Here is a 21,776-nt window from a genome sequence, read left to right on the forward strand (position 1 = left end):
GCGAGATGACGTCATGCCCAACGCCTCGAACCCCGCCGTACTTGCCCTGATCGGCAACACCCCGATGGTGCAGGTGAGCCGCTTCGATACCGGCCCCTGCACACTGTTCCTCAAACTCGAATCACAGAACCCCGGCGGCTCGATCAAGGACCGCATCGGCCTGGCCATGATCGATGCCGCCGAGCGCGACGGGCGCCTGCGCCCCGGCGGCACCATCGTCGAGGCCACCGCCGGCAACACCGGCCTGGGCCTGGCGCTGGTCGGGCGGGCCAAGGGCTACCGGGTGGTGCTGGTGGTGCCCGACAAGATGTCCACCGAGAAGGTGCTGCACCTCAAGGCCATGGGCGCCGAGGTGCACATCACCCGCTCCGACGTCGGCAAGGGCCACCCCGACTATTACCAGGACGTGGCCGCACGGCTGGCGGCGGACATCCCCGATGCGTTCTTCGCCGACCAGTTCAACAACCCCGCCAACCCGCTGGCCCACGAGACCAGCACCGCCCCGGAAATCTGGGCGCAGACCCAGCACGATGTGGACGCCATCGTGGTCGGCGTGGGCTCGGCCGGCACCCTTACCGGGCTGACCCGTTTCTTCAAGCGCGTGCAGCCGGGCCTGGCCATGGTGCTGGCCGACCCGGTGGGCTCGGTGATGGCCGAGTACAGCCGCAGCGGCACCCTGATCACGCCTGGGGCGTGGGCGGTAAAAGGCATCGGCGAGGACTTCGTGCCCTCGATCGCCGACCTCTCCAGCGTGCGCCAGGCCTACTCGATCAGCGACGAAGAAAGCTTCGAGCATGCGCGTCAGCTGCTGCGCGCCGAAGGCATTCCGGGCGGCTCCTCCACCGGCACCCTGCTGGCCGCCGCGCTGCGCTACTGCCGCGAGCAGACCGAACCCAAGCGGGTGGTCAGCTTTGTGTGCGACACCGGCACGCGCTACCTGTCCAAGGTCTACAACGACCAGTGGATGACCGACCAGGGCCTGCTGCAGCGCACCCGCTACGGCGACCTGCGCGACCTCATCGCGCGGCGCTTCGAGGATGGCCGGGTGATCAGCGTGCGCCCCGACGACACCCTGCTCACTGCCTTCCAGCGCATGCGCCTGGCCGACGTGTCGCAATTGCCGGTGCTGGTCGACGGCCAGCGCCTGGTGGGCGTGATCGATGAATCCGACATCCTGCTGGGCATGCATGAAGACCCGTCGCACTTCTCCCTGAGCGTGGCCAGCGCCATGACCGACCAGCTGGAAACCCTGCCGCCGTCTGCCAGCCTGGCGGCGCTGCAGGCCGAACTGGACCGTGGCCTGGTGGCGATCATTGCCGACGCCTCGGGCTTTCACGGCCTGATCACCCGTGTCGATATGCTTAACCACTTGCGCAGAGCACTCCCATGACCCAGCACGACAAGACCGCCTTCGCCACCCGCGTGATCCATGCAGGGCAATCGCCCGACCCGTCCACCGGCGCGCTGATGCCGCCGATCTATGCCAACTCCACCTACATCCAGCAGAGCCCCGGCGTGCACAAGGGCCTGGACTACGGGCGCTCGCACAACCCCACGCGCTGGGCACTGGAGCGCTGCGTGGCCGATCTGGAGGGCGGCACCCAGGCGTTCGCCTTCGCCTCCGGGCTGGCGGCGATCTCGGCGGTGCTCGAACTGCTGGATGCCGGCTCCCACATCGTTTCGGGCAATGACCTGTACGGCGGCACCTTCCGCCTGTTCGAACGGGTACGTCGGCGCAGCGCCGGGCACCGCTTCAGCTTCGTCGACCTGTCCGACCTTGCCGCGTTCGAGGCAGCGTTGCAGGACGACACGCGCATGGTGTGCATCGAAACCCCGAGCAACCCGCTGCTGCGCCTGAGCGACCTGGCGGCCATCGCACGCCTCTGCCGTGCACGCGGCATCATCTGCGTGGCCGACAACACCTTTGCCAGCCCATGGATCCAGCGCCCGCTGGAACTGGGTTTCGACATCGTGGTGCACTCGAGCACCAAGTACCTCAACGGGCATTCGGACGTGATCGGCGGCATTGCCGTGGTGGGTGACAACGCCGAGCTGGCCGAGCGCCTGGGCTTCATACAGAACGCGGTGGGCGCCATCGCCGGCCCGTTCGATGCCTTCCTCACCTTGCGCGGGGTCAAGACCCTGGCCCTGCGCATGGAGCGCCACTGCAGCAATGCCCTGGCACTGGCGCAGTGGCTCGAACAGCAACCGCAGGTGGCGCGTGTGTACTACCCCGGCTTGCCCTCGCACCCGCAGCACGCCCTGGCGCGCCAGCAGATGCACGGTTTTGGCGGGATGATCTCGCTCGACCTGGCTACCGACCTGGCCGGTGCCCGACGCTTCCTGGAGCAGGTACAGATCTTTGCCCTGGCCGAAAGCCTGGGCGGTGTGGAAAGCCTGATCGAGCACCCGGCGATCATGACCCATGCCACCATCCCCGAGCAGACGCGCGCGCAACTGGGCATTGGCGACGCCCTGGTGCGCCTGTCGGTAGGCGTGGAAGACCTCGATGACCTGCGCGCAGACCTGGCCCAGGCACTCGCACGTATCTGACCCCCCATCAGCGCAAGCCAGCCCCTTGCTTGTGCTGATTGCCCAATGCCCGCCGGCTGAATATACTTGATAACTATTCTCATTCGGTACGGGCGCCACACGATGACCTCCCCTCCTTGCGGCTACCGTACCAACGTGGCCAGCCTCTACAGCGACAATCACGGCTGGATCCAGCAGTGGCTGGCGCGGCGTCTGGGCAACGTGCACGATGCCGCAGAGCTGGCCCACGACGTATTCCTGCGCCTGCTCGCGCAACCGCGCGAGTTCAGTAGCGACGGGCATGCGCGGGCCTACCTGAGTACGGTGTCCAAACACCTGTATGTGGATTTCCAGCGCCGCAAGCAGGTCGAGCGTGCATGGCAGCAGACGCTGGCCAACCAGCCGCAACGCATCGCCCCCTCCGAAGAGCACCAGGCGTTGATCCTGGAAACCCTGGGCCAATTGCAGGCCATGCTCGAACGCTTGCCGGCACCTGTGGCCGAAGCCTTTTGCCTGGCGCAACTGCAGGGCCTGAACTATCGCCAGATCGCCACGCAGCTGGGTGTAAGCGAACGCACGGTCACCAAGTACATGGCCCAGGCCATGCTCCAATGCCTGCTGCTGGAAGTGGAACTGGACGGGGCCTTGCTGTGAGCGCGGCCCTGGACTCTGCCACCCTGGAGCAGGCCGCCGACTGGTTCGCACGCCTGCGCGCCGCGCCAGCCGATGCGGCCTTGCGGGGCCAGTGGCAACAGTGGCTGGAACAACAGGAACAGCACCGTATCGCCTGGACCTACGTGGAGCGCATCAGCCAGCGCTTCGACAGCCTGCAACCGCAAGCCGGGGCGGCGCATCAGACGCTCGCCAGCCTGCGGCGCATGCAACGCTCCCGCCGCCAGGTGCTAAGCAGCCTGTGCGTGCTCAGCGGTGGGGCGACGCTGGGCTGGCTGGGCTGGCAACGCCACTGGGTGGACGACCTGCAAGCGCTCACTGCCGGCACCACCACCGCAGTGGGCGAGGTACGTCGCCAGGTGCTGGCCGACGGCACCCTCCTGTGGCTCAACAGCGCCACCGCCCTGGATGTACAACTGGACGGGCAGCGCCGGCTGCTGACCCTGTACAGCGGTGAAGTGCTGATCGAGACCGCCGCTGAGGCGCGGCCCTTCCAGGTGCAGACCCGGGCCGGCAGCCTGGTGCCCCTGGGTACGCGCTTCAGTGTGCGCCAGCAGGGCGCCCGCACCCTGCTCAACGTGTACGACGGCGCGGTACGCGCCACCTGTGCCGCCAGCGCAATACAGCGGGTGGCCAATGCGGGGCAGGGCCTGGGCTTCGATGCCAGCACCATGGCCGCCACCACGCCGGCCTGCGCCCAACGACAGGCCTGGAGCCAAGGCCTGCTGGTGGCGCAGGACATGCCACTGGGGGATTTCATTGCAGAGCTGGCCGACCATCGGCGCGGGCACCTGGCGGTGAACCCGCTGATCGCATCGTTAAGGGTCATGGGCACCTACCCGCTCAACGATACCGACCAGGTGCTTGCCATGCTCGAAAGCGCCTTGCCGGTGCGAGTGTCGCGACGCTTCGACTGGTGGGTGACCCTGGAGCCTGCCGAAAAATAAAAAGCGTCAGGTGCTTCCGGTTTTTGCGGCTCATTCGAATTAGAGGAGAACACCCTTTCACCCCTGCGCGCCCGAAGGATTCTGCATGCCACTCGCCTCTGCCCCTGCCCTGTTGAAACGCCCCCTGGCCCTGCTCATTGCACTCGCCAGCGGCGCCGCCACCGCCGCGCCACTGGACATCCCCGCCGGCCCCCTGGCCAGCCAGTTGAACCAGCTGGCAAGCCAGGCCGGTATCTACCTGGCCAGCGACGCCGCCCTGACCGCCGGCAAACAGAGCCGGCCCGTGACCGGTGCAAGTACCCCTGAGCAGGCCCTGCACGGCATGCTTGCCGGCACGGGCCTGAGCGTGGTGCGCACTGGCGAAAACCGCTACCAGCTGATCACCGCCCCCACCGGCAACGCCGTGGAACTGGGCGCCACCAGCATCAACGGCGCAGGCCTGGGCGAGACCACCGAGAACACCGGCGCCTACACCACCGGCCAGACCCGCACCGCCACCAAGCTCGGCCTGTCATTGCGCCAAACCCCGCAGTCGGTCACCGTGATCCCGCGCCAGGTACTGGACGACCACAAGCTTGCCTCGCTCGACGATGTGGTCAAGTTCACCCCCGGCCTGTCGAGCAACCACCGCGACAGCGACCGCTATACCTTCTACTCGCGCGGTTTCCAGATCCAGAACATACAGTACGACGGCATCCCGACCCAGGTGGCCAACGAGTCGCAGCAATTCACCAGCACCCTGTCGGACATGGCGATCTACGACCGTGTCGAAGTGGTGCGCGGTGCCACCGGCCTGCTCAGCGGTGCGGGCTCGCCCTCGGCCACCCTGAACCTGGTGCGCAAGCGGCCCACGGCGGACTTCCAGGGCTACGTCTCGGGAGAAGCCGGGGCCTGGGACCGCTACCGGGGCGAATTCGACGTCGCCGGCCCGCTGACCGACTCGGGTGCGGTGCGCGGCCGCCTGGTCAGCGCCTATGAAACCGCCAACTCGTTCGTCGACTGGTACAAGACCGACAAGCGCGTGATCTACGGCGCACTGGATTTCGACCTGAGCGAAAGCACCCTGCTGCGCGTGAGCCTGGACTACCAGAACAACAACTCCGACGGGGTCAGCTTCGGGCACATTCCGCTGTTCAACAACAATGGCAGCGCGACGAACTTTTCCCGCTCGTTCAACCCCGGAGCCCGCTGGAGCTACCTGGACAACACCCAGTACAACTTCACCAGCGTGCTGGAGCAGAAACTCGCCAACGACTGGAGCCTCAAGGCGTCCTACAGCCACCAGTACGCCTACCGCCGCGGCGTGACCGGTTCGGCCAGTGCCGGGGCGCCCGACCCGCAGACCGGCGCCGGCGTGTCGATGTACATCAACCGCCTGGACAGCTACCAGACCCAGGACAACGCCGACCTGTACGCCAGCGGCCCGTTCGAGCTGGGTGGGCGCGAGCATGAACTGGTGGTGGGTGCCAACATCGCCTACACCCACCTCAACTACCCGACCTATCAACGTGCCAACCCGGCGGTCGACGATATCAACCAGTGGGATGGCAACCCGGGCGGCAAGCCGCACCTGTCCAAGACCGAAGAAAGCCTGACCCGCCTGAGCCAGTCGGGCACCTACACGGCCCTGCGCCTCAAACCCTATGACCCGCTGTCGATCATCCTCGGCACCCGGGTCAGTTGGTGGGATCAGAAAGACGACAGCAGCGACGAACTGACCGGCGCCAGCACCAGCCGCGACCGTACCAGAAAATCCGGCGTGGTCACCCCGTATGCCGGTGTGGTGCTGGACCTGAACGACACCTTCTCGGTGTACGCCAGCTACACCAACATCTTCCAGCCGCAGACCTACTACAAGACTGCCAGCAACACCTCGCTGGAGCCACTGCAAGGCGACAACTACGAACTGGGCATCAAGGGCGAGTTCTACGACGGTGCGCTGAATGCGAGCCTGGCGCTGTTCGAAGTGCAGCAGAAGAACACCCCGCAGTACGTTGGCGAGTCCCCCCAAGGGCGCGAAATCTACCGGGCCATTGCCGGTACCACCACGCGCGGCATCGAAACCGAAGTGTCCGGCGAAGTGCTGCCGGGCTGGAACATCATCGGCGGCTATACCTACCGTGAATCCCACGACAAGGACGGCAATCGGGTCGAAACCAACCAGCCGATGAACCTGTTCAAGCTCGGCACCACCTACCGCCTGCCGGGGCAGCTGAACCGCCTGACCGTGGGCGGCAACCTGGTCTGGCAGAGCGACATCTACGCGGTCAACGGCACCTACGGCACCAAGGCACACCAGGGTGACTACGGGGTGGTCGGGTTGCTGGCCAACTATGCGGTGGATGAACACCTCACGGTCGGCCTGAACCTCAACAACCTGTTCGACACCCATTACTACGACGGCCTGGGCACCTTCAACTCAGGCTCCTACGGCGAACCGCGCAATGCCATGGTGAATGCCAAGTGGACGTTCTGAGGCTGCATCAAGTGCGAACGTAGCGCTGCGCCAGCAACTGCAGCAGCTGATCGTCGGCACCCGCCGCACCGATCACCTGCAGCCCCACCGGCATGCCCCGCACCTGCCCTGCCGGCAGGCTGATGGCCGGCAGGCCGGTGAGGTTCCAGGTACTGGTGTAACTGAGCACTGCAGCACGCACGTCGATACGTTGCTCACCCACCTGTACCTCGCGTGCATCCACCGGCGTCGCGGTGATCGGCACGCTGGCCGAGACCAGGAAGTCATAACGCTCGAACAGCCGCGCCATCGCCGCCTTGAGCCGAGCCTGGCCGGCCTGGGCGCGAATGTACTGCCAGCCCCTGACCTCGCGTGACAGCTCAAGGCGTTCGCGCACCTCCTGCTCGAACAGCTGCGGCGCCGTCTGCATGCGCTCGGCATGCACGTCGTAGGCCTCGGCGCGCTGCAGGGTGAGCAAGGTGTCCTTGAGCTGCGCCACCAACGGCTCCAGCTCGCCGGTCTGCTCCAGTGCATCGCCAAACAGCTGCTGCGCAGCCTGGTACACCTGCCCCTGAACGTCGGCGTCCAATGGCCCGAAAGTGCCCGGCTCGATCCAGCCTACACGCAGCGGGCGACGCAGCGTGGCCGGCGCGCAGGTACGCGCGGCGATCACTTCGAACACTACCCGGGCATCGTCCACATGGTTGGCAATCGGGCCCACGTGGTCGAGGCTCGACGACAGCGGGAACACCCCGTCCAGCGGCACGGCAGCGAACGACGGCTTGAAGCCGACCGCGCCGCACAACGCCGCCGGGATGCGGATCGAGCCGCCGGTGTCGGTGCCCAGCGCCAGCGGCACCATGCCGCTGGCCACCGCCGCTGCACTGCCGGCGCTCGAACCGCCGGTGATGCAGCGCGCATCCCACGGGTTGCGCGCCGCGCCCTGCAGCGAGCGGTCGCCGGTGGGGCCATAGGCGAACTCGTGGGTCAGGGTCTTGCCCACGATTACCGCGCCGCCCTCGCGCAGGCGCTGCACGCACAGGGCGTCCTGCGTGGGGCGAAAGCCTTCGAAGTGCGCCGAACCATAGGTGGTCACGTGGTCGAAGGTGTCGATGTTGTCTTTGATCGCTACCGGTATGCCGTGCAGCGGGCCCAGGTCCAGGCCCTGGGCAAACAGTTCGTCGGCCTTGCGCGCCTGCGCCAGCGACACCTCGGCATCCACGGCGACAAAGGCATTCAGTGCCGGGTTCAGGCGCTCGATGCTGTCGAGCGCGGCCTGGGTCAGCTCGACACTCGTCAGGCTGCCGGCGCGCAGGCGCCGCGCCAGGTCGCCGACCGACAGGCCAAAAAAGTATCCAGTGTGGGTTGGCTTGGCCAGGTTCATACAGGCAACTCCATCAAACCGTTGCAGGTGTAGGGGAAGGGACAACCTGCCGGCTGCCGGGGCGCACCATCAGCATCGCGCTCATGCCCAGGGCCGTGGCCACGGCGGCGGCCACGAACATCGACGAGTAGCCATAGCGCACGGTCAGGTAGCCGGTGAGCATCGGCGCGATGAACGAGGCGGTGTTGGCGATGAAGTGGGTCATGCCGCTGTAGGCACCGACGCGGTTGGATGGCGCGGTGTCGATCACCACCGCCCAGTAGACCGAGTTGGGCAGCGCGTTGAGGGCGTTGGCCAGGGTCATCAGGGCGATCACGCCCCATACGGTCTGGGCCTGCGACACCAGCATGAAGCACAGCGTGGTCAGCAGCAGGCAGGTTGCGGCCAGCCAGCTGCGCGCCACCTTCAGGTTGCCGGTGCGACGCAGCAGCAGGTCGGAGATCTTGCCGCCCAGCAGCACGGTGAAGCAGGCGCCGGTCCACGGGATCATGCCCATGTACCACAGCGACGACAGGTTGTAGTGGAACTCGTCCTGCAGGTACTTGGGGGTCCAGGTCAGCAGCAGGAAGGTGACGTACACGAACGAGAAGTAGCCCACCGCATTGAGCAGCAGGTCTTTGTTCTTGAAGAAGTGCCAGATCGGCGCGACGCTGGTGGTCGGGGTGCTGGCGTTGGCGGCAGCGGCGCGCTCCTGGCGCAGGAACTCGCGCTCGGCCTCGGACACCCGCGGGTTTTCATCCGGGGTGTTGGTGAAGCGGGTCATGAAGAAAATCAGCAGCGCCAGGCTGACCACGCCCAGTACCACGAACATGCTGCGCCAGTCGCCGGTCAGGGTCTGCAGGCCGACCGCCACCGGGGCGGTGAGCAAGGCGCCCAGCGGTGTGCTGAGCAGGCCCACCGAGACCACGAAGCCGCGCTCCTTGGGCGTGGCCCAGTTGGCCACGCTCTTGTTGATCACCGAGTACGCCGGGCCTTCGGCAAAGCCGAACAGCACGCGGATGGTGGCAAAGCCGGCCATGGCCGAACCGCCCATGAAGGCCAGGCCCATGTCGCCGGCAAAGGCGGTGGCGATCTCGAAGATCGACCAGGTGCCGCCGGCGATCAGCCATACGCGCTTGGCGCCGAAACGGTCGGCCAGGATGCCGCCGATCAACGCACCGACGATGTAGCCGTAGCCGAAATAGCCCAGCACGTTGCCCCAGTCGGCCTTGTCGAAACCGTACTCGGGGAGAATGCTGGCCGAGGCATACGAAATGGCACCACGATCGATGTAGTTGAGCAGCGCCATCAGCATGATCAGGAAGAAAATCTGGTAGCGAAAGCGCGGAACGGGTGGGTTGTTCATAGGGATCTGACTCTTCAAGTGATGGCAGAAGTCAAAAATGCGGCCGCGTCCGGCGTATTTTTATTGTGTTGCCCAAACGTTTGGGTTGAGCGAATGTATTCACACAAAAACATTTAGTCAATCGTTTGGGTAAAGGTTGTTTGCCGAGACAAGCCGTCGATTGGGTTAGAATCGCGCCCCGAAATCAGCCACGGTTGGAAGCCCCTCGAACATGCCCACTCCATCACGCCCTGCCACCTTGAAGTCCATGGCAACCGCCCTCGGGGTGCACGTTTCCACCGTGTCGCGGGTGCTCAATGGCGACCCTGCCGGGGTCGAGCGCGCGGCATCGGCCGAGGTGGTGGCGCGCATTCGCGCGTTGGCGAAAGAGCTGGATTATCGGCCGAACACGCAGGCATCCAACCTGAAGTTGCGCAAAAGCCAGGAGATCTGCGTGCTCATGCCGCGCCTTACCGACCTGGTGATGGCGACCATCTACGACAGCATCGACGCCGCCGCCGAACAGGCTGGCTACCTGACCTTCGTGTCCAATACCGACGATCAGCAACCCCGCCAGCTGGCGCGGGCCGAGCATGCCCTGCGCCGCTCGGTGGCGGGGTTGATCGTGGGCGACTCGCATGTGGGCGAGCAGCAGCCACTGCTGGAGCTGCTGGGGCGCAAGCACATCCCCTACGTGCTGGTCAGCCGGCAGATTGCCGGGCACCTCACGGCGGGCAGCGATGACGAGTTGGGCGGCTGGCTGGCGGCCGAGCACCTGTACCGCCTGGGCTGTCGCGACGTGGCGATCCTGGCGGGCGAGCGGCACGCCTCCACCGGTGCCGACCGCACCCGCGGCTTTACCCGGTACTACCGCGAACAGGGCATTACCCTGCGCCCGGAGTGGACGCTCAATGGCCCGTTCGACAGCCTCACCGGGCACAAGCAGGGCGAGTACCTGCTGGGGTTGAACCCGCGCCCCCAGGCGTTTTTCGCGGTGAACGACTTTCTGGCCATCGGCCTGATGGGCGCCGCGCGGGACAAGGGCCTGGAGCCGGGCAAGGACATCGCCGTGGTGGGTTTCAACGACACACCATTGGCCAACGAACTGATCGTGCCGCTGACCAGCGTGCGCCTGCCGCTGGCCGAGATGGGTCGGCATGCAGTGGAGTTGCTGCTCAAGCGCATCAAGGGTGAAGCGGTGGAGTCGATCATTCTGGCGCCGCAGTTGCAGGTGCGGGCGAGCTCGGGATTGCGGGTGGCTGGCTGAAGAACGGCTGGCAAAGAGGCCCGCACGCCCACCAATTGCATCGCGCCCTGCTCCCCGCATAGAATGCGAACGATTCACAATCACTTCTTGCGCGCAGGCCCCGACCGACGATGCCCACCAGCGACACGCTCCCTCCGTCCGAGGTCGACCTGCTCTACCGTACCCACCACTCCTGGCTCAACACCTGGCTGCAGCGCCGCGTTGGCTGTCACGCCCACGCCGCCGACCTGGCCCAGGACACCTTCGTGCGCCTGCTCAAGGCTCGCCACGCGCACCCGCTCAAGCAGCCGCGTGCCTACCTGAGCAGCATCGCCCGCGGCCTGATGATCGACCAGTTTCGTCGCCGCGCCCTGGAACAGGCCTACCTCGAAAGCCTGGCCCACCTGCCCGCCGCGCACGCGCCCAGCGAAGAACAGCGCTGGATGATCCTCGATACCCTGCAACGCCTCGACCGCCTGCTGATGCAGCTCAAGCCACGGGTGCGCCAGGTGTTTCTGCACGCGCAACTGGACGACATGAGCTGCCCGAAAATCGCCGAACAGCTGGGTGTGTCCCGCGCCACGGTGGAGCGCGACCTGGCCAAGGCCATGGGCGTCTGCTATCGGTTGCGCCATGCCCGGGGCTGAGCCAGCACCGGGCCAGGCCCACGTCGACCAGGCCATCGAATGGCTGGTGCAACTGCGCTACAACACGCCCACCGTACAGGCCGAACAGGCCTTTGGTCGCTGGCTCGACCAGCACCCGCACAACGCCCTGGCCTGGGCCCAGGTCCAGGCCATGAGCGAGGAGTTCAGCAGCCTGCCCCGCGAGCTCAGTCGGCGCACCCTGGAGGGCACGCAGCGACGCAGCATCAGCCGGCGCGACAGCCTCAAGCTGCTGGGCCTGCTCGGCGCCGCCGGCGCCCTGGGCTGGGTCGGTCGCGAGCCGCTCGGGCTGCCCACCCTGCTGGCCGACAAGCACACCGCCACCGGTGAGCGGCGCACCTTCCACAACAACGACGGCAGCGTGATCCAGCTCAACACCGCCAGCGCCATCGACCTGCGCTTCGCGGCCGACCTGCGCGCGCTGAGCCTGATCCAGGGCGAGGTGTCCATCGATACCGGCAACGACCCACGCCCACTGCGCGTGACCACCCGTGACGGTGTACTGCAAACGCAAGGCTCGCAATTGCTGGTACGCGAACGTACCGACGGCACCCTGCTGGCGGTGCGCCAGGGCAGTGTGACGCTGTACCCCGGCAACGGCACCGCGCCGCGCATCGCCCGCCCCGGCGAGCAACTGCTGTTCAGCGCCAGCGGCCAGGTCGGCCCGGCCGTGACTCACGCCGACCCGTGGGGCTGGCGCGAAGGCGTGCTCAGCGTGCAGCGGATGCCCCTGGGCGAGTTCATCGCCGAGCTGTCGCGCTACCGCCCCGGCGTGCTGCGCTGCGCCGAGGCGGTGGCCGGGTTGAAGGTGTTCGGCACCTATCAGCTGGCCGACACCGACCAGATCCTGGCGCTGGTGGCCGAAGCACTGCCGATTCGCATCGACTACCGCACCCGCTACTGGGTCAGTGTCAGCCCGGCTTGAATCTGTTTGAAAAATAAATGAGGTGGTTTCTCATTCAGCTTCGGCCTGTAGGGATAAAGGCGAAACGTCTGTCTCTTCTCAGGAGCCCCGAATGATCCACCCAAGTGTTGCCCGCCCCGATCCCCTTCAGCGCGCCGTGCGTGGCGCCTTGCTCGGCCTGGCCCTGAGCGCCGCCGCTGCGCCGTTGCTGGGCGCTGCCGCACCTGCGGCCACCCAGCAGGTGCAACGCTGGAACATTCCCGCAGGGCCCCTGGACGCAGCACTTGAGCAGATGGCCCGCCAGGGTGGGCTGAACCTGTCGTATGACGCCGCCAGCCTGCAGGGCAAGACCACCGCCGGCGTGTCCGGCAGCCACGACAACGCCCAGGCCCTGGCGCTGCTGTTGCAGGGCAGCGGCGTGCAGGTGCAGCAGAAGTCGGCCAACAGCTTCCTGCTGCTGCCGGCGGTGGACATCGGCGACGCCCTGGAGCTGGGCGCCACCAGCATCTCCAGCGACCGCCTGGGCGAAACCACCGAGCACAGCGGCTCGTACACCACCGGTGCGGTGACCATCGGCAAGATGCCCCAGACCCTGCGCCACACGCCGCAATCGGTGTCGGTGCTGACCCGCCAGCGCCTGGACGACCAGAACATCACCAACCTCACCACCCTGATGGAGCAGACCCCGGGTGTGGTGGTCGACTACGTCGACAGCGAGCGCGTCACCTACTACTCGCGCGGCTACCAGATCGACGCCATCCAGTATGACGGCGCCACCGTGGTGCAAGGCAGTGGCGGCGGCTCGTTCATCCAGAGTGACTCGGCGATCATCGACCGCGCCGAGATCCTGCGCGGCGCCACCGGCATGCTGCGCGGCGCGGGCAACCCCTCGGGCACCGTCAACCTGGTGCGCAAGCGCCCTACCCGGGACTTCCAGGCCTCGGCCAGCGTCACCGCCGGCTCCTGGGATGCGCAGCGCTACGTGGCCGACCTGTCAGGCGCGCTGACCGACAACGGCGCGATCCGCGGCCGCATGATCGCCGTGCACGATGACAAGGACTCGTTCCAGGACAGCCGCATGGAGCGCAAGAACGTGTTCTACGGCGTGCTGGCCGCCGACCTGGGCGAACGCACCACACTCACCGGTGGCATCGAATACACCGAGCTGGAGGCCACCGGCTCGTGGGGCGGCCTGCCGGCCAACTTCGATGGCTCGCCGCTGAAGCTCTCGCGCAGCACTTACCTGGGCGCCGACTGGAACCGCTGGAACCGCAGCAACCTGCAGACCTTCGCCGAGCTCGAGCATGTGTTCGACAACGACTGGACGCTCAAGGTATCGGGCACCCGCACGCAGTTTCGCCTCGACGACCACGGCTTCAAGCAGACCTACTTCACCCGCGCCAGCACCACCAACCCCTACCTGATGAACTACCAGGTGACCGAGGGCGACGGCGGCGAAAGCGAGCAGACCAACCTCAGCGCCACCCTCAACGGCCCCTTCCAGCTGCTGGGCCGCGAGCACGAACTGATGGTGGGCGTGGAGCGCATCCGCAACGACTCCACTGCCTCGGCCACCAACTTCACGGCCTCCGGGGTGTTCGACATTCGCGAATGGGACCCCAAGACCAGCCTGCCCGAGCCGTCGATCAACATCAGCGCAAAGCCGGTGATGACCCGCACCACCCAGCAGGCGGCGCACGCCACCTGGCGCATCTCGCTGGCCGACCCGCTGACCGCGGTGATCGGCGCGCGCATCAACTGGTACGACTACAAGCAGGAAAACAACCTCAAGACCTCAGGCAAGTACAGCGTCGACCGCGAGATCGTGCCGTATGCGGCGCTGATCTACGACCTGAACAGCAACCTGAGCCTGTACGGCAGCTACACCGAGATCTTCAACCCGCAAAGCGCCACCGATGCGTCCAACGCGGTGCTCGACCCGGTCACTGGCGAAGCCTACGAGCTGGGCATAAAGGGCGAGTTCTACGATGGCAGGCTCAACACCTCGCTGGCGGTGTTCCGCATCTACCAGGTGGGCAACGCCCTGGATGACCTGGGCAGCCCCGACCCGTGCCTGCCCAACTACACCAGCGGCCACTGCAAGGTGGCCGCCGGCAAGAACCGCAGCGAAGGGTTCGAACTGGAAGTGACCGGCGAAGTGCTGCCCGGCTGGCAGGTGTCGGGCGGCTACACCTACACCACCACCGAGTACCTCAAGGACACCCTCAGCAACACCGGCAACGTGCTGCGCCCCACCGACCCCAAGCGCCAGTTGAAGCTGTTCACCAGCTACCGCCTGCCGGGGGCATACGACGCCTGGACCGTGGGTGGCGGGGTCAGTGCGCAAAGCGACATCTACTCGCGCAACGGCAATGCCGTGGCCTCGCAAAGCGGCTATGCGGTGTACAGCGCGCTGCTGGGCTACCGCTTCAACCAGCACTATTCGCTGCAGCTCAACGCCAACAACCTGTTCGACAAGCACTACTACAAGAAGGTGGGCGCCACGGCCACGGGGTACTACTACGGCGACCCGCGCAACGTCTCGCTGACCCTGCGCGCAAGCTTCTGAGGCCGGCCGCTACTGCGCGGTGCGGGCCGCATAGGCCTTGCGCCGCGAGCTACGGGCAAAGCACACGAACAGCGCGGCCATCGCCGCCAGTGCCATCGGCAGGCCATGGGGGGCGACGTCCATGGCCGCGCCACTGACCAGCGGCCCCACCAGGCTGCCCACACCCCACAACAGGCCGACGCTGGCATTGGCCGTGACCAGGTCCTGGCCCTTGAACTGCTGGCCGATCAGCACCAGCGCCAGGGTATACACCCCGCCCGCCACCGCCCCCAGCAGCACCAGCGCCGGCCACAGCAGCCACTGCACCTGGATCAGCCACGGCAGCGCCAGGCCGATCAGCATCGCCACCACGCCGCACACCAGGTGCACCGTGGTGCGCTCGCAGCGGTCGGCCAGCCAGCCCAGCGGCAACTGGAACAGCATGTCGCCGGTCAGGATCACCGTGACCATCAGCGCCGCCACGCCCACCGCGTAGGCGTGGTTGGTGGCGTACACCGGCAGCAGCGAGAGAATCACCGCATCGAAGAACGAGAAGAACAGCACGCCCATGCACAGGGCCGGCGCCACACGAAAGAAGCCGCCCAGCGAAAAGCTCTTCTCGCCGTCGTCACCGTGCTCCACATAGTCGTTGGGCACTGTCCACACGATGCTCGCCAGGGCCAGGGCATAGCAGCCGCTGACCACGATGATCACCCAAGGGCTATGGGTGCCGAACAGCGCAAGCATGGTCGGGCCGAGCATCTGGCAACCGGTGAAGGCGGTGGCGTACAGCGCCATGACCTTGCCGCGGTTGTGCTCTTCGCTCAGTTCGTTGACCCAGGATTCGCCCAGGATGATCGCGATCCCCATGCCCACGCCCATGCCCAGGCGCAGCAGGCCGAGCAGCCAGGTGGAGTCGAACGCCCACTCGATCAGCCCCACGCTCAGGGCGCACAGGCCGAAGCTGAGCAGGTAGATGGTACGCCGGGTGAGGTGACGGCAGCAGGCGTCCACCAGGAACGCCGAGAGCATCATGCCGGCAGCGGGCGCGGCCGACAGGATGCCGATGTGCAGGGTGCTGGCCCCGGCATCGAGCAGGCGCAGGGAAACCAGTGGCAGGGTGGCGCCCAGGCTCAACCCTACGATCGAAACGGCGAACAGAAGGCCCGCCAGCAAACGCGTGTTCATCTACAACTCCGAAACCCGCCGACGCGCACATGCGCGCAGGCATCAACATGACTGTGTTCTGAAAGCGACGGTCAGTTCAGGCGCGCGGAGGAGAAAAGGTGAAGGCGAACAGGACGCTGCGCCGACGCTTGAGCACCGTATCGCACGGCCAGTCGCACAGCAGGGCCTGGACTACCGGCGGCTTTGCTGCGCAAGGACGGGAGAAACGTTTCATGGGTCGACTACAGGAAAAGGAAGGCCGGCACTCTAGGTGAAACCCCGGCCAGGCGTCAATCGCATCGACGCCTGGCCGGCGCGCTGTCAGCGCTTGCGCGTGGACGGCAGCAGAATCGCCAGCAGCCCGAACAGCGGCAGGTACGAGCACAACGTGTACACGTACTCGATGCCGTGAATGTCTGCCAGGTAGCCCAGCAGCGCCGCGCCGATACCGCCAAAGCCGAACATCAGGCCGAAGAAGATCCCCGCGATCATGCCCACGTTGCCCGGCACCAGCTCCTGTGCGTACACCACGATGGCCGAGAACGCCGAAGCCAGGATGAAGCCGATGATCACGCTGAGCACGCTGGTCCAGAACAGGTCGGCATACGGCAGCGCCAGGGTGAACGGCGCCACGCCCAGAATCGAGAACCAGATCACCGCCTTGCGCCCGATGCGGTCGCCGATCGGCCCGCCGAAGAAGGTCCCGGCAGCCACCGCCCCCAGGAACAGGAACAGGTACAGCTGCGAACTGGCCACCGACAGGTCGAACTTCTCGATCAGGTAGAAGGTGAAGTAGCTGGTCAGGCTGGCCATGTAGAAGTACTTGGAGAACACCAGCAGGCCCAGCACCACCAGCGCGCCGATCACCCGGTTGCGGCTCAGGCCGTGGGTGGCGGCCTGGCCGGCCTTGGCCTTGAACAGCGCCAGGTGGCCGCGGTACCAGCGGCTCAGGCCGTAGGTGACGATCACTGCAAACAGCGCGAACAGGCCGAACCACACCACGTTGCCCTGGCCGAACGGGATGATGATGGCGGCGGCCAGCAGCGGCCCGAAAGCCGAGCCGGCATTGCCGCCGACCTGGAAGGTCGACTGCGCCAGGCCGAAGCGCCCGCCCGAGGCCAGGCGCGCGATGCGCGAGGTTTCCGGGTGGAAGGTCGAGGAGCCGATGCCCACCAGTGCCGCAGCCAGTAGAATCATCGGGAAGCTGCCGACATACGCCAGCATCACGATGCCCACCAGGGTGCACAGGGTGCCCAGGGGCAGCAGGTTGGGCATCGGCTTGCGGTCGGTATAGAAACCGACGGCTGGTTGCAGCAGCGAGGCGGTGATCTGGAAGGTCAGGGTAATCAGCCCCACCTGGGTGAAGCTCAGCCCGTAGTTGGCCTTGAGCAGCGGGTAGATCGACGGCAGCACCGCCTGGATGAGGTCGTTGATCAGGTGCGCCAGCGCACAGGCAGCGATGATGCGCATCACCAGCGGGCTGCTCTGGCTGGGCGCGGCGGTGCTGGCGGGCGTACTTGACGGGGCGGTGCTCAAGGCCATGGGAAAACGTCCATCGGGTGGTCGGGATCCAATTATCCAGAATTCGTTAGCAAGCGCACTATTCTTTTCAGTGAGTGGACTACTTGTTAATAATTCTCAGTAACGCTAGCATCGCGAGCACTTGTGGGAGCGGGCTTGACCCGCGATTGCATCGCCGCGGAGCCAGGCACATGCGCGGTGACTGCATCGCGGGTCAAGCCCGCTCCCACACCCATAGCGAGCCCCGACCACTCCATGCCCGACAATCAGGAAGACCGAAGCCTGACGCTGCTCTACCAGCGTCACCGCAACGAGCTGCTGGCCTTTCTCACCCGTCGGGTGCGCTGCCGTGAGACCGCGCGCGACCTCTTGCAGGACGCCTTCGTGCGCCTGATGCACAGCGAGCGCAGCGAGGTCGGCAACCTGCGCGCCTTCCTCTACCGCATCGCCAGCAACCTGAGCATCGACCACGCGCGCCGCAACCAGGTGCGCGGGGTCAGCGACGAGCAGGCCCTCGACCAGTTGCTCACCGACACCAGCCCCGAGCGCAGCGCCGTGGCCGGCAATACCCTCGACCATCTGGAGCGCCTGATCGACGGCCTGCCCTCGCCCACCCGCGAGGTGTTTCTGCTGGCCCGGGTCGAGCAAATGAGCTACAAGGACATCGCCGCACGCCTGGGCCTGGAGCCCCGCGCCGTGGAGCGCCACCTGAACAAAGCCCTGAGCCACTGCGCGGCCGCCGCCCTGCACGCGCGCCAGCCGAACGAAGCCGAATGACGCCCGATCACTCCCCCAGCGCTGAACGCGAACAGCAGGCCTTGCACTGGTTTACCCGGCGCCGTGCCGATGACCTCACGCCCACTGAACGCGACGCTTTCGACGCCTGGGTGCACGACGCACAGAACGCCGCCGCGCTGGCCGCCGTCGAACAGCTCTGGCAGACCCTGGAGCTGCCCGCCCACCGGGTGCGCAAGGCCGACCGGCACCGCGCCAAGAAAAGCCGTTGGCCGCTGTATGCGGCCGCCGCCAGCCTGCTGCTGGGCGCCGGCCTGAGCTGGTTGCTGGTGCCCTCGCTGCACACCCTGGGCAGCGACTACGCCACCGCCGCCGGCGAGCGCCGCGAGGTGCAACTGGCCGACGGTTCGCGCCTGCGCCTGGACAGCGCCAGCGCGGTGGACATCGACCTCGACGGCGACACCCGCACCGTGCGCCTGCGCCAGGGCCGGGTGTTCGCCGACGTGGTGCACGACGGCAGGCCCTTCGTGGTGGAGGTCGACCAGGCCCGGGTGCAGGTGCTGGGCACGCGCTTTTCGGTCAGCCGTGGCGAGCACGATGACGTGGTGCTGCTCAGCGGCAGCGTCGAGGTCAGCACCGCCAGCCAGCGCCAGCGCCTGAGCCCCGGCCAGCGCCTGACCCTGCACGGCGAACGGCTCGATGCGCCGCAGACGGTGGATGCCGAACGCCTGCTGGCCTGGCGCGACGGTCAGCTGCGGGTGCGCGATGTGCCGTTGCAGCAGGTGCTCGAACAGCTGGCCACCTACAAGGGCACCCGCCTGGTGCTGCTCAACGAGGCCGCCGGCCAGCGACGGGTCAGCGGCAGCTTCAACCTGGACCAGGCCGACAGCGCCCTCGATGCCCTGCTCAGCAGCCAGAAACTGCGTGCCGATGCCGTGTTGGGGCACTGGCTGATCGTGCGCTGAAAATATTTTGCCGACGGCGCGGTAATTCCCGTTTCTGCTGCGTCACACCCCCAACATAAGAAGCATTACCATTTGCACCTTCTTGGGGGAGGAACCATGCAGTACCCACGTGACGTCGCATTCACCCGTCGACCCTTGGCCAGCGCGATCCTGGCCGCCAGCCTGCTGGCGCTGCTGCCAGGCGCCGCCGTGCAGGCCGCCGAGGCCACTCAGGCCCAGACGCAACGCATCGATTTCCATATCTCGACGCAGTCGCTGGTCGATGCCATCGAGCTGTTCAGCGCGCAAAGCGGCTACCAGGTGATCTATGACGCCAACCAGGTAGCGGGCATCGTGTCCCCCGAGGTGCAGGGCCAGTACACCGCCGAACAGGCGCTGCGCACCCTCACCGGCAGCAGCGCACGGCTGAGCCAGCCCAACCCCAACAGCTTCCTGATCGAGCTGCCGGTGGATCTGGGCAGCGGCCTGCAACTGGATGCCGTGAGCATTTCGGGCAAGGCGCCAGGCTCGACCACCGAAGGCACCGGGCTGTACACCACCTACTCCTCCAGCAGTTCGACGCGCCTGAACCTCACGCCCAGGGAAACCCCGCAGGCGCTGACCGTGATGACCCGCCAGCGCCTGGACGACCAGCGCCTGAGCACCCTGACCGACACCCTGGAAGCCACCCCGGGCATCATCGTCACCCGTGACGGCCTGGGCGCCGAGAGCGACAGCTACTATTCGCGCGGCTTCGTGATCCAGAACTACGAAGTGGACGGCGTGCCTACCACCACGCGCATGGACAACTACACCCAAAGCATGGCGATGTACGACCGGGTGGAGATCGTGCGCGGCGCCAGCGGCCTGATCAGCGGCATGGGCAGCCCGTCGGCGACCATCAACCTGATCCGCAAGCGCCCCACCTACGAGGGCCAGGCCAGCATCACCGGCTCGGCCGGCACCTGGGACCGCTACGGCAGCGGCTTCGACGTGTCCGGCCCGCTGACCGAAAGCGGCAACGTGCGCGGCCGCCTGGTGGCCGACTACAAGACCGAAAAGGCCTGGGTCGACCGCTACAAGCAGGACACCCAGCTGCTGTACGGCATCACCGAATTCGACCTGAGCGAAGACACCCTGCTGACCCTGGGCTTGAGCTACCTGCGCACCGACGTCGACTCGCCGCTGCGCAGCGGCCTGCCCACCCGGTTCAGCAACGGTGAGCGCAGCAACCTCAGCCGCTCGATCAACAGCGCACCCACCTGGTCGTACAACGACCACGAACAGACCAGCTACTTCGCCTCGGTGGAGCAGCAACTGGGCAACGGCTGGAGCGGCAAGCTCGAGTACAGCCACTCGGAAAACAAGTTCGATGAGCTGTTCGGCTTCGTCATGGGCGATCTGAACCCGGACGGCAGCGGCATGAGCCAGCTGCCGGTGCGCTTCTCGGGCACCCCGCGCCAGGACAACCTGGACCTGTACGTGACCGGCCCGTTCAGCCTGTTCGAGCGCGAGCACGAACTGATCGGCGGCGTGACCCTGTCGCAGTTCAGCCAGAGCGTGCCCGAGTGGGGCGGCTGGCGCTACGACTACAACGCCACCCCGGGTGCGTCGATCGACAACATCTTCGACTGGGACGGCAAGCAGCCCAAGCCGCCGTTTACCGAAAGCGGCAAGTCGTCACAGGAAGAAAACCAGTACGCCGCCTACCTCACCACCCGCCTGCACCTGAGCGACGACCTGAACCTGATCCTGGGCAGCCGCCTGATCGACTGGGAGCGCAAGACCGAGGACCGCCCCTATGGCGCGGCCAGCAGCAACACCGACCGCAAGGAAACCGGCGTGTTCATCCCCTATGCCGGGGTGGTGTACGACCTGAACGACACCTGGTCGCTGTATGCCAGCTACACCAAGATCTTCAACCCGCAGGGGTCGTGGGTGCAGGACGCGCAATTCAAGCCCATCGACCCGATGCAGGGCATCGGCTACGAGATGGGCATCAAGGGCAGCCACTTCGACGGCAAGCTGAACTCCAGCGTGGCGGTGTTCAAGCTCGAACAGGACAACCTGGCGATCTGGCAGCACGACAACGTGTACGAGGCCAAGCAGGACACCACCTCCAAAGGCATCGAGATGGAGATCAACGGCGAACTGGCCGAGGGTTGGCAGGCGTCGGCGGGGTATGCCTATACCCTGACCACCGACAACCAGGACGAGCGCATCAACACCGTGCTGCCGCGTCACAGCCTCAAGACCTTCACCAGCTATCGCCTGCCGGGGGTGCTGGACAAGGTGACCGTGGGCGGTGGCGTGAACTGGCAGAGCAAGGTGGGCAACGACCTGCACACCTTCACCCAGGGCAGCTATGCCATCGCCAACCTGATGGCGCGCTACGACATCAACGAGCACCTGGAAGCCTCGGTGAACCTGAACAACCTGTTCGACCGCGAGTACTACAGCATGGCCGGCCTGTACGGCACCTACGGCGCACCACGCAACGTGATGACCAACTTCACCTACAGGTTCTGAAGGGTTTTTGGCTAAGCGGTTGATCGGGCGTTAAATTTTTTGAAATTGGGTGTTGACACAACATCGTTTCGAGCGAATAATGCGCGCCACTTGGCTACATAGCTCAGTTGGTTAGAGCATAGCATTCATAATGCTGGGGTCCGGGGTTCAAGTCCCTGTGTAGCCACCAAGTACTAAAAAGGGCTTACCGAAAGGTAGGCCCT

Annotated in this window: 17 protein-coding genes and 1 tRNA gene; 13 read left to right on the top strand and 5 right to left on the bottom strand. The window is 66.2% G+C overall.

The window, feature by feature from the left end; all coding sequences use genetic code 11:
* Positions 1–13: 13 nt before the first annotated feature.
* From NP552_RS21725 to NP552_RS21745, 5 genes are all read left to right on the top strand, one after another.
* Positions 14–1,390 carry a cystathionine beta-synthase gene (locus NP552_RS21725; protein ID WP_274097148.1) on the top strand — a complete coding sequence of 459 codons (1,377 nt, stop codon included), beginning with the start codon at positions 14–16 and terminating at the stop codon, positions 1,388–1,390.
* Positions 1,387–2,553 carry a trans-sulfuration enzyme family protein gene (locus NP552_RS21730; RefSeq protein ID WP_274097149.1) on the top strand — a complete coding sequence of 389 codons (1,167 nt, stop codon included), beginning with the start codon at positions 1,387–1,389 and terminating at the stop codon, positions 2,551–2,553. The genes NP552_RS21725 and NP552_RS21730 overlap by 4 nt, the downstream gene beginning before the upstream one ends.
* Before the next feature lie 102 nt (positions 2,554–2,655).
* On the top strand, positions 2,656–3,186 hold the full coding sequence (locus tag NP552_RS21735) for a sigma-70 family RNA polymerase sigma factor (protein WP_043864320.1): 531 nt from the start codon (positions 2,656–2,658) through the stop codon (positions 3,184–3,186).
* Positions 3,183–4,151: a FecR domain-containing protein gene (locus NP552_RS21740; protein WP_229589133.1), complete on the top strand. Its 969-nt coding sequence runs from the start codon at positions 3,183–3,185 to the stop codon at positions 4,149–4,151. The genes NP552_RS21735 and NP552_RS21740 overlap by 4 nt, the downstream gene beginning before the upstream one ends.
* An 85-nt stretch (positions 4,152–4,236) precedes the next feature.
* Complete coding sequence (locus tag NP552_RS21745) at positions 4,237–6,627, top strand: TonB-dependent siderophore receptor (protein WP_043864319.1); 2,391 nt, start codon at positions 4,237–4,239, stop codon at positions 6,625–6,627.
* 7 nt (positions 6,628–6,634) lie between these two features.
* On the opposite strand, the gene NP552_RS21750 is transcribed toward NP552_RS21745, so the two are convergent.
* Positions 6,635–7,990, bottom strand: coding sequence for an amidase (locus NP552_RS21750; RefSeq protein WP_274097150.1), 1,356 nt, complete (start codon positions 7,988–7,990; stop codon positions 6,635–6,637).
* A gap of 13 nt (positions 7,991–8,003) precedes the next feature.
* On the bottom strand, positions 8,004–9,335 hold the full coding sequence (locus NP552_RS21755; RefSeq protein WP_043864317.1) for an MFS transporter: 1,332 nt from the start codon (positions 9,333–9,335) through the stop codon (positions 8,004–8,006).
* Between the two features lie 247 nt (positions 9,336–9,582).
* Here NP552_RS21755 and NP552_RS21760 point away from each other — a divergent pair, with 247 nt between their 5' ends.
* The 4 genes from NP552_RS21760 (at position 9,583) to NP552_RS21775 (ending at position 14,698) form a co-directional block, all read left to right on the top strand.
* Positions 9,583–10,581, top strand: a complete 999-nt coding sequence (locus NP552_RS21760) for a LacI family DNA-binding transcriptional regulator (RefSeq protein ID WP_229589130.1) — start codon at positions 9,583–9,585, stop codon at positions 10,579–10,581.
* A gap of 110 nt (positions 10,582–10,691) precedes the next feature.
* A complete protein-coding gene (locus NP552_RS21765; RefSeq protein WP_043864315.1) occupies positions 10,692–11,207 on the top strand; it encodes a sigma-70 family RNA polymerase sigma factor in 516 nt (171 codons plus the stop codon).
* The gene (locus tag NP552_RS21770) at positions 11,194–12,150 is read left to right on the top strand and encodes a FecR domain-containing protein (protein WP_104572253.1); all 957 of its coding nucleotides are present in this window, start codon (positions 11,194–11,196) and stop codon (positions 12,148–12,150) included. Before NP552_RS21765 ends, NP552_RS21770 begins: the two co-directional genes overlap by 14 nt.
* A gap of 91 nt (positions 12,151–12,241) precedes the next feature.
* The gene (locus NP552_RS21775) at positions 12,242–14,698 is read left to right on the top strand and encodes a TonB-dependent siderophore receptor (protein WP_274097151.1); all 2,457 of its coding nucleotides are present in this window, start codon (positions 12,242–12,244) and stop codon (positions 14,696–14,698) included.
* Between the two features lie 9 nt (positions 14,699–14,707).
* Here NP552_RS21775 and NP552_RS21780 read toward each other — a convergent pair whose 3' ends face one another.
* From NP552_RS21780 to NP552_RS21790, 3 genes are all read right to left on the bottom strand, one after another.
* A complete protein-coding gene (locus tag NP552_RS21780; RefSeq protein ID WP_210015434.1) occupies positions 14,708–15,865 on the bottom strand; it encodes an MFS transporter in 1,158 nt (385 codons plus the stop codon).
* Positions 15,866–15,941: 76 nt separating this feature from the next.
* Entirely contained in the window at positions 15,942–16,079 is a 138-nt protein-coding gene (locus tag NP552_RS21785) for a hypothetical protein (protein ID WP_168186857.1), read from the bottom strand.
* Between the two features lie 86 nt (positions 16,080–16,165).
* Positions 16,166–17,386: an MFS transporter gene (locus NP552_RS21790; protein WP_088515261.1), complete on the bottom strand. Its 1,221-nt coding sequence runs from the start codon at positions 17,384–17,386 to the stop codon at positions 16,166–16,168.
* A 234-nt stretch (positions 17,387–17,620) separates the two neighbouring features.
* On the opposite strand from NP552_RS21790, the gene NP552_RS21795 reads away from it, so the two are divergent.
* From NP552_RS21795 to NP552_RS21810, 4 genes are all read left to right on the top strand, one after another.
* Positions 17,621–18,142: an RNA polymerase sigma factor gene (locus tag NP552_RS21795; RefSeq protein ID WP_054916253.1), complete on the top strand. Its 522-nt coding sequence runs from the start codon at positions 17,621–17,623 to the stop codon at positions 18,140–18,142.
* Positions 18,139–19,065: a FecR family protein gene (locus NP552_RS21800; protein WP_043864309.1), complete on the top strand. Its 927-nt coding sequence runs from the start codon at positions 18,139–18,141 to the stop codon at positions 19,063–19,065. The genes NP552_RS21795 and NP552_RS21800 overlap by 4 nt, the downstream gene beginning before the upstream one ends.
* Positions 19,066–19,161: 96 nt before the next feature.
* Positions 19,162–21,573, top strand: coding sequence for a TonB-dependent siderophore receptor (locus NP552_RS21805; protein WP_058540623.1), 2,412 nt, complete (start codon positions 19,162–19,164; stop codon positions 21,571–21,573).
* Between the two features lie 92 nt (positions 21,574–21,665).
* A tRNA-Met gene (locus NP552_RS21810) sits at positions 21,666–21,742 on the top strand.
* Positions 21,743–21,776: the final 34 nt, after the last annotated feature.

The sequence above is a fragment of the Pseudomonas sp. 8209 genome (genome assembly GCF_028682105.1).
Taxonomy (GTDB): Bacteria; Pseudomonadota; Gammaproteobacteria; order Pseudomonadales; family Pseudomonadaceae; genus Aquipseudomonas; species Aquipseudomonas palmensis.

What these genes read in the sequence shown, in the direction of transcription:
- NP552_RS21745 (WP_043864319.1), top strand. Translation starts at nt 4,237, where the DNA reads ATGCCACTCGCCTCTGCCCCTGCCCTGTTGAAACGCCCCCTGGCCCTG.
- NP552_RS21775 (WP_274097151.1), top strand. Translation starts at nt 12,242, where the DNA reads ATGATCCACCCAAGTGTTGCCCGCCCCGATCCCCTTCAGCGCGCCGTG.
- NP552_RS21725 (WP_274097148.1), top strand. Translation starts at nt 14, where the DNA reads ATGCCCAACGCCTCGAACCCCGCCGTACTTGCCCTGATCGGCAACACC.
- NP552_RS21800 (WP_043864309.1), top strand. Translation starts at nt 18,139, where the DNA reads ATGACGCCCGATCACTCCCCCAGCGCTGAACGCGAACAGCAGGCCTTG.
- NP552_RS21785 (WP_168186857.1), bottom strand. Translation starts at nt 16,079, where the DNA reads ATGAAACGTTTCTCCCGTCCTTGCGCAGCAAAGCCGCCGGTAGTCCAG.
- NP552_RS21780 (WP_210015434.1), bottom strand. Translation starts at nt 15,865, where the DNA reads ATGAACACGCGTTTGCTGGCGGGCCTTCTGTTCGCCGTTTCGATCGTA.
- NP552_RS21735 (WP_043864320.1), top strand. Translation starts at nt 2,656, where the DNA reads ATGACCTCCCCTCCTTGCGGCTACCGTACCAACGTGGCCAGCCTCTAC.
- NP552_RS21790 (WP_088515261.1), bottom strand. Translation starts at nt 17,386, where the DNA reads ATGGCCTTGAGCACCGCCCCGTCAAGTACGCCCGCCAGCACCGCCGCG.
- NP552_RS21755 (WP_043864317.1), bottom strand. Translation starts at nt 9,335, where the DNA reads ATGAACAACCCACCCGTTCCGCGCTTTCGCTACCAGATTTTCTTCCTG.
- NP552_RS21805 (WP_058540623.1), top strand. Translation starts at nt 19,162, where the DNA reads ATGCAGTACCCACGTGACGTCGCATTCACCCGTCGACCCTTGGCCAGC.
- NP552_RS21765 (WP_043864315.1), top strand. Translation starts at nt 10,692, where the DNA reads ATGCCCACCAGCGACACGCTCCCTCCGTCCGAGGTCGACCTGCTCTAC.
- NP552_RS21750 (WP_274097150.1), bottom strand. Translation starts at nt 7,990, where the DNA reads ATGAACCTGGCCAAGCCAACCCACACTGGATACTTTTTTGGCCTGTCG.
- NP552_RS21730 (WP_274097149.1), top strand. Translation starts at nt 1,387, where the DNA reads ATGACCCAGCACGACAAGACCGCCTTCGCCACCCGCGTGATCCATGCA.
- NP552_RS21760 (WP_229589130.1), top strand. Translation starts at nt 9,583, where the DNA reads ATGGCAACCGCCCTCGGGGTGCACGTTTCCACCGTGTCGCGGGTGCTC.
- NP552_RS21795 (WP_054916253.1), top strand. Translation starts at nt 17,621, where the DNA reads ATGCCCGACAATCAGGAAGACCGAAGCCTGACGCTGCTCTACCAGCGT.
- NP552_RS21770 (WP_104572253.1), top strand. Translation starts at nt 11,194, where the DNA reads ATGCCCGGGGCTGAGCCAGCACCGGGCCAGGCCCACGTCGACCAGGCC.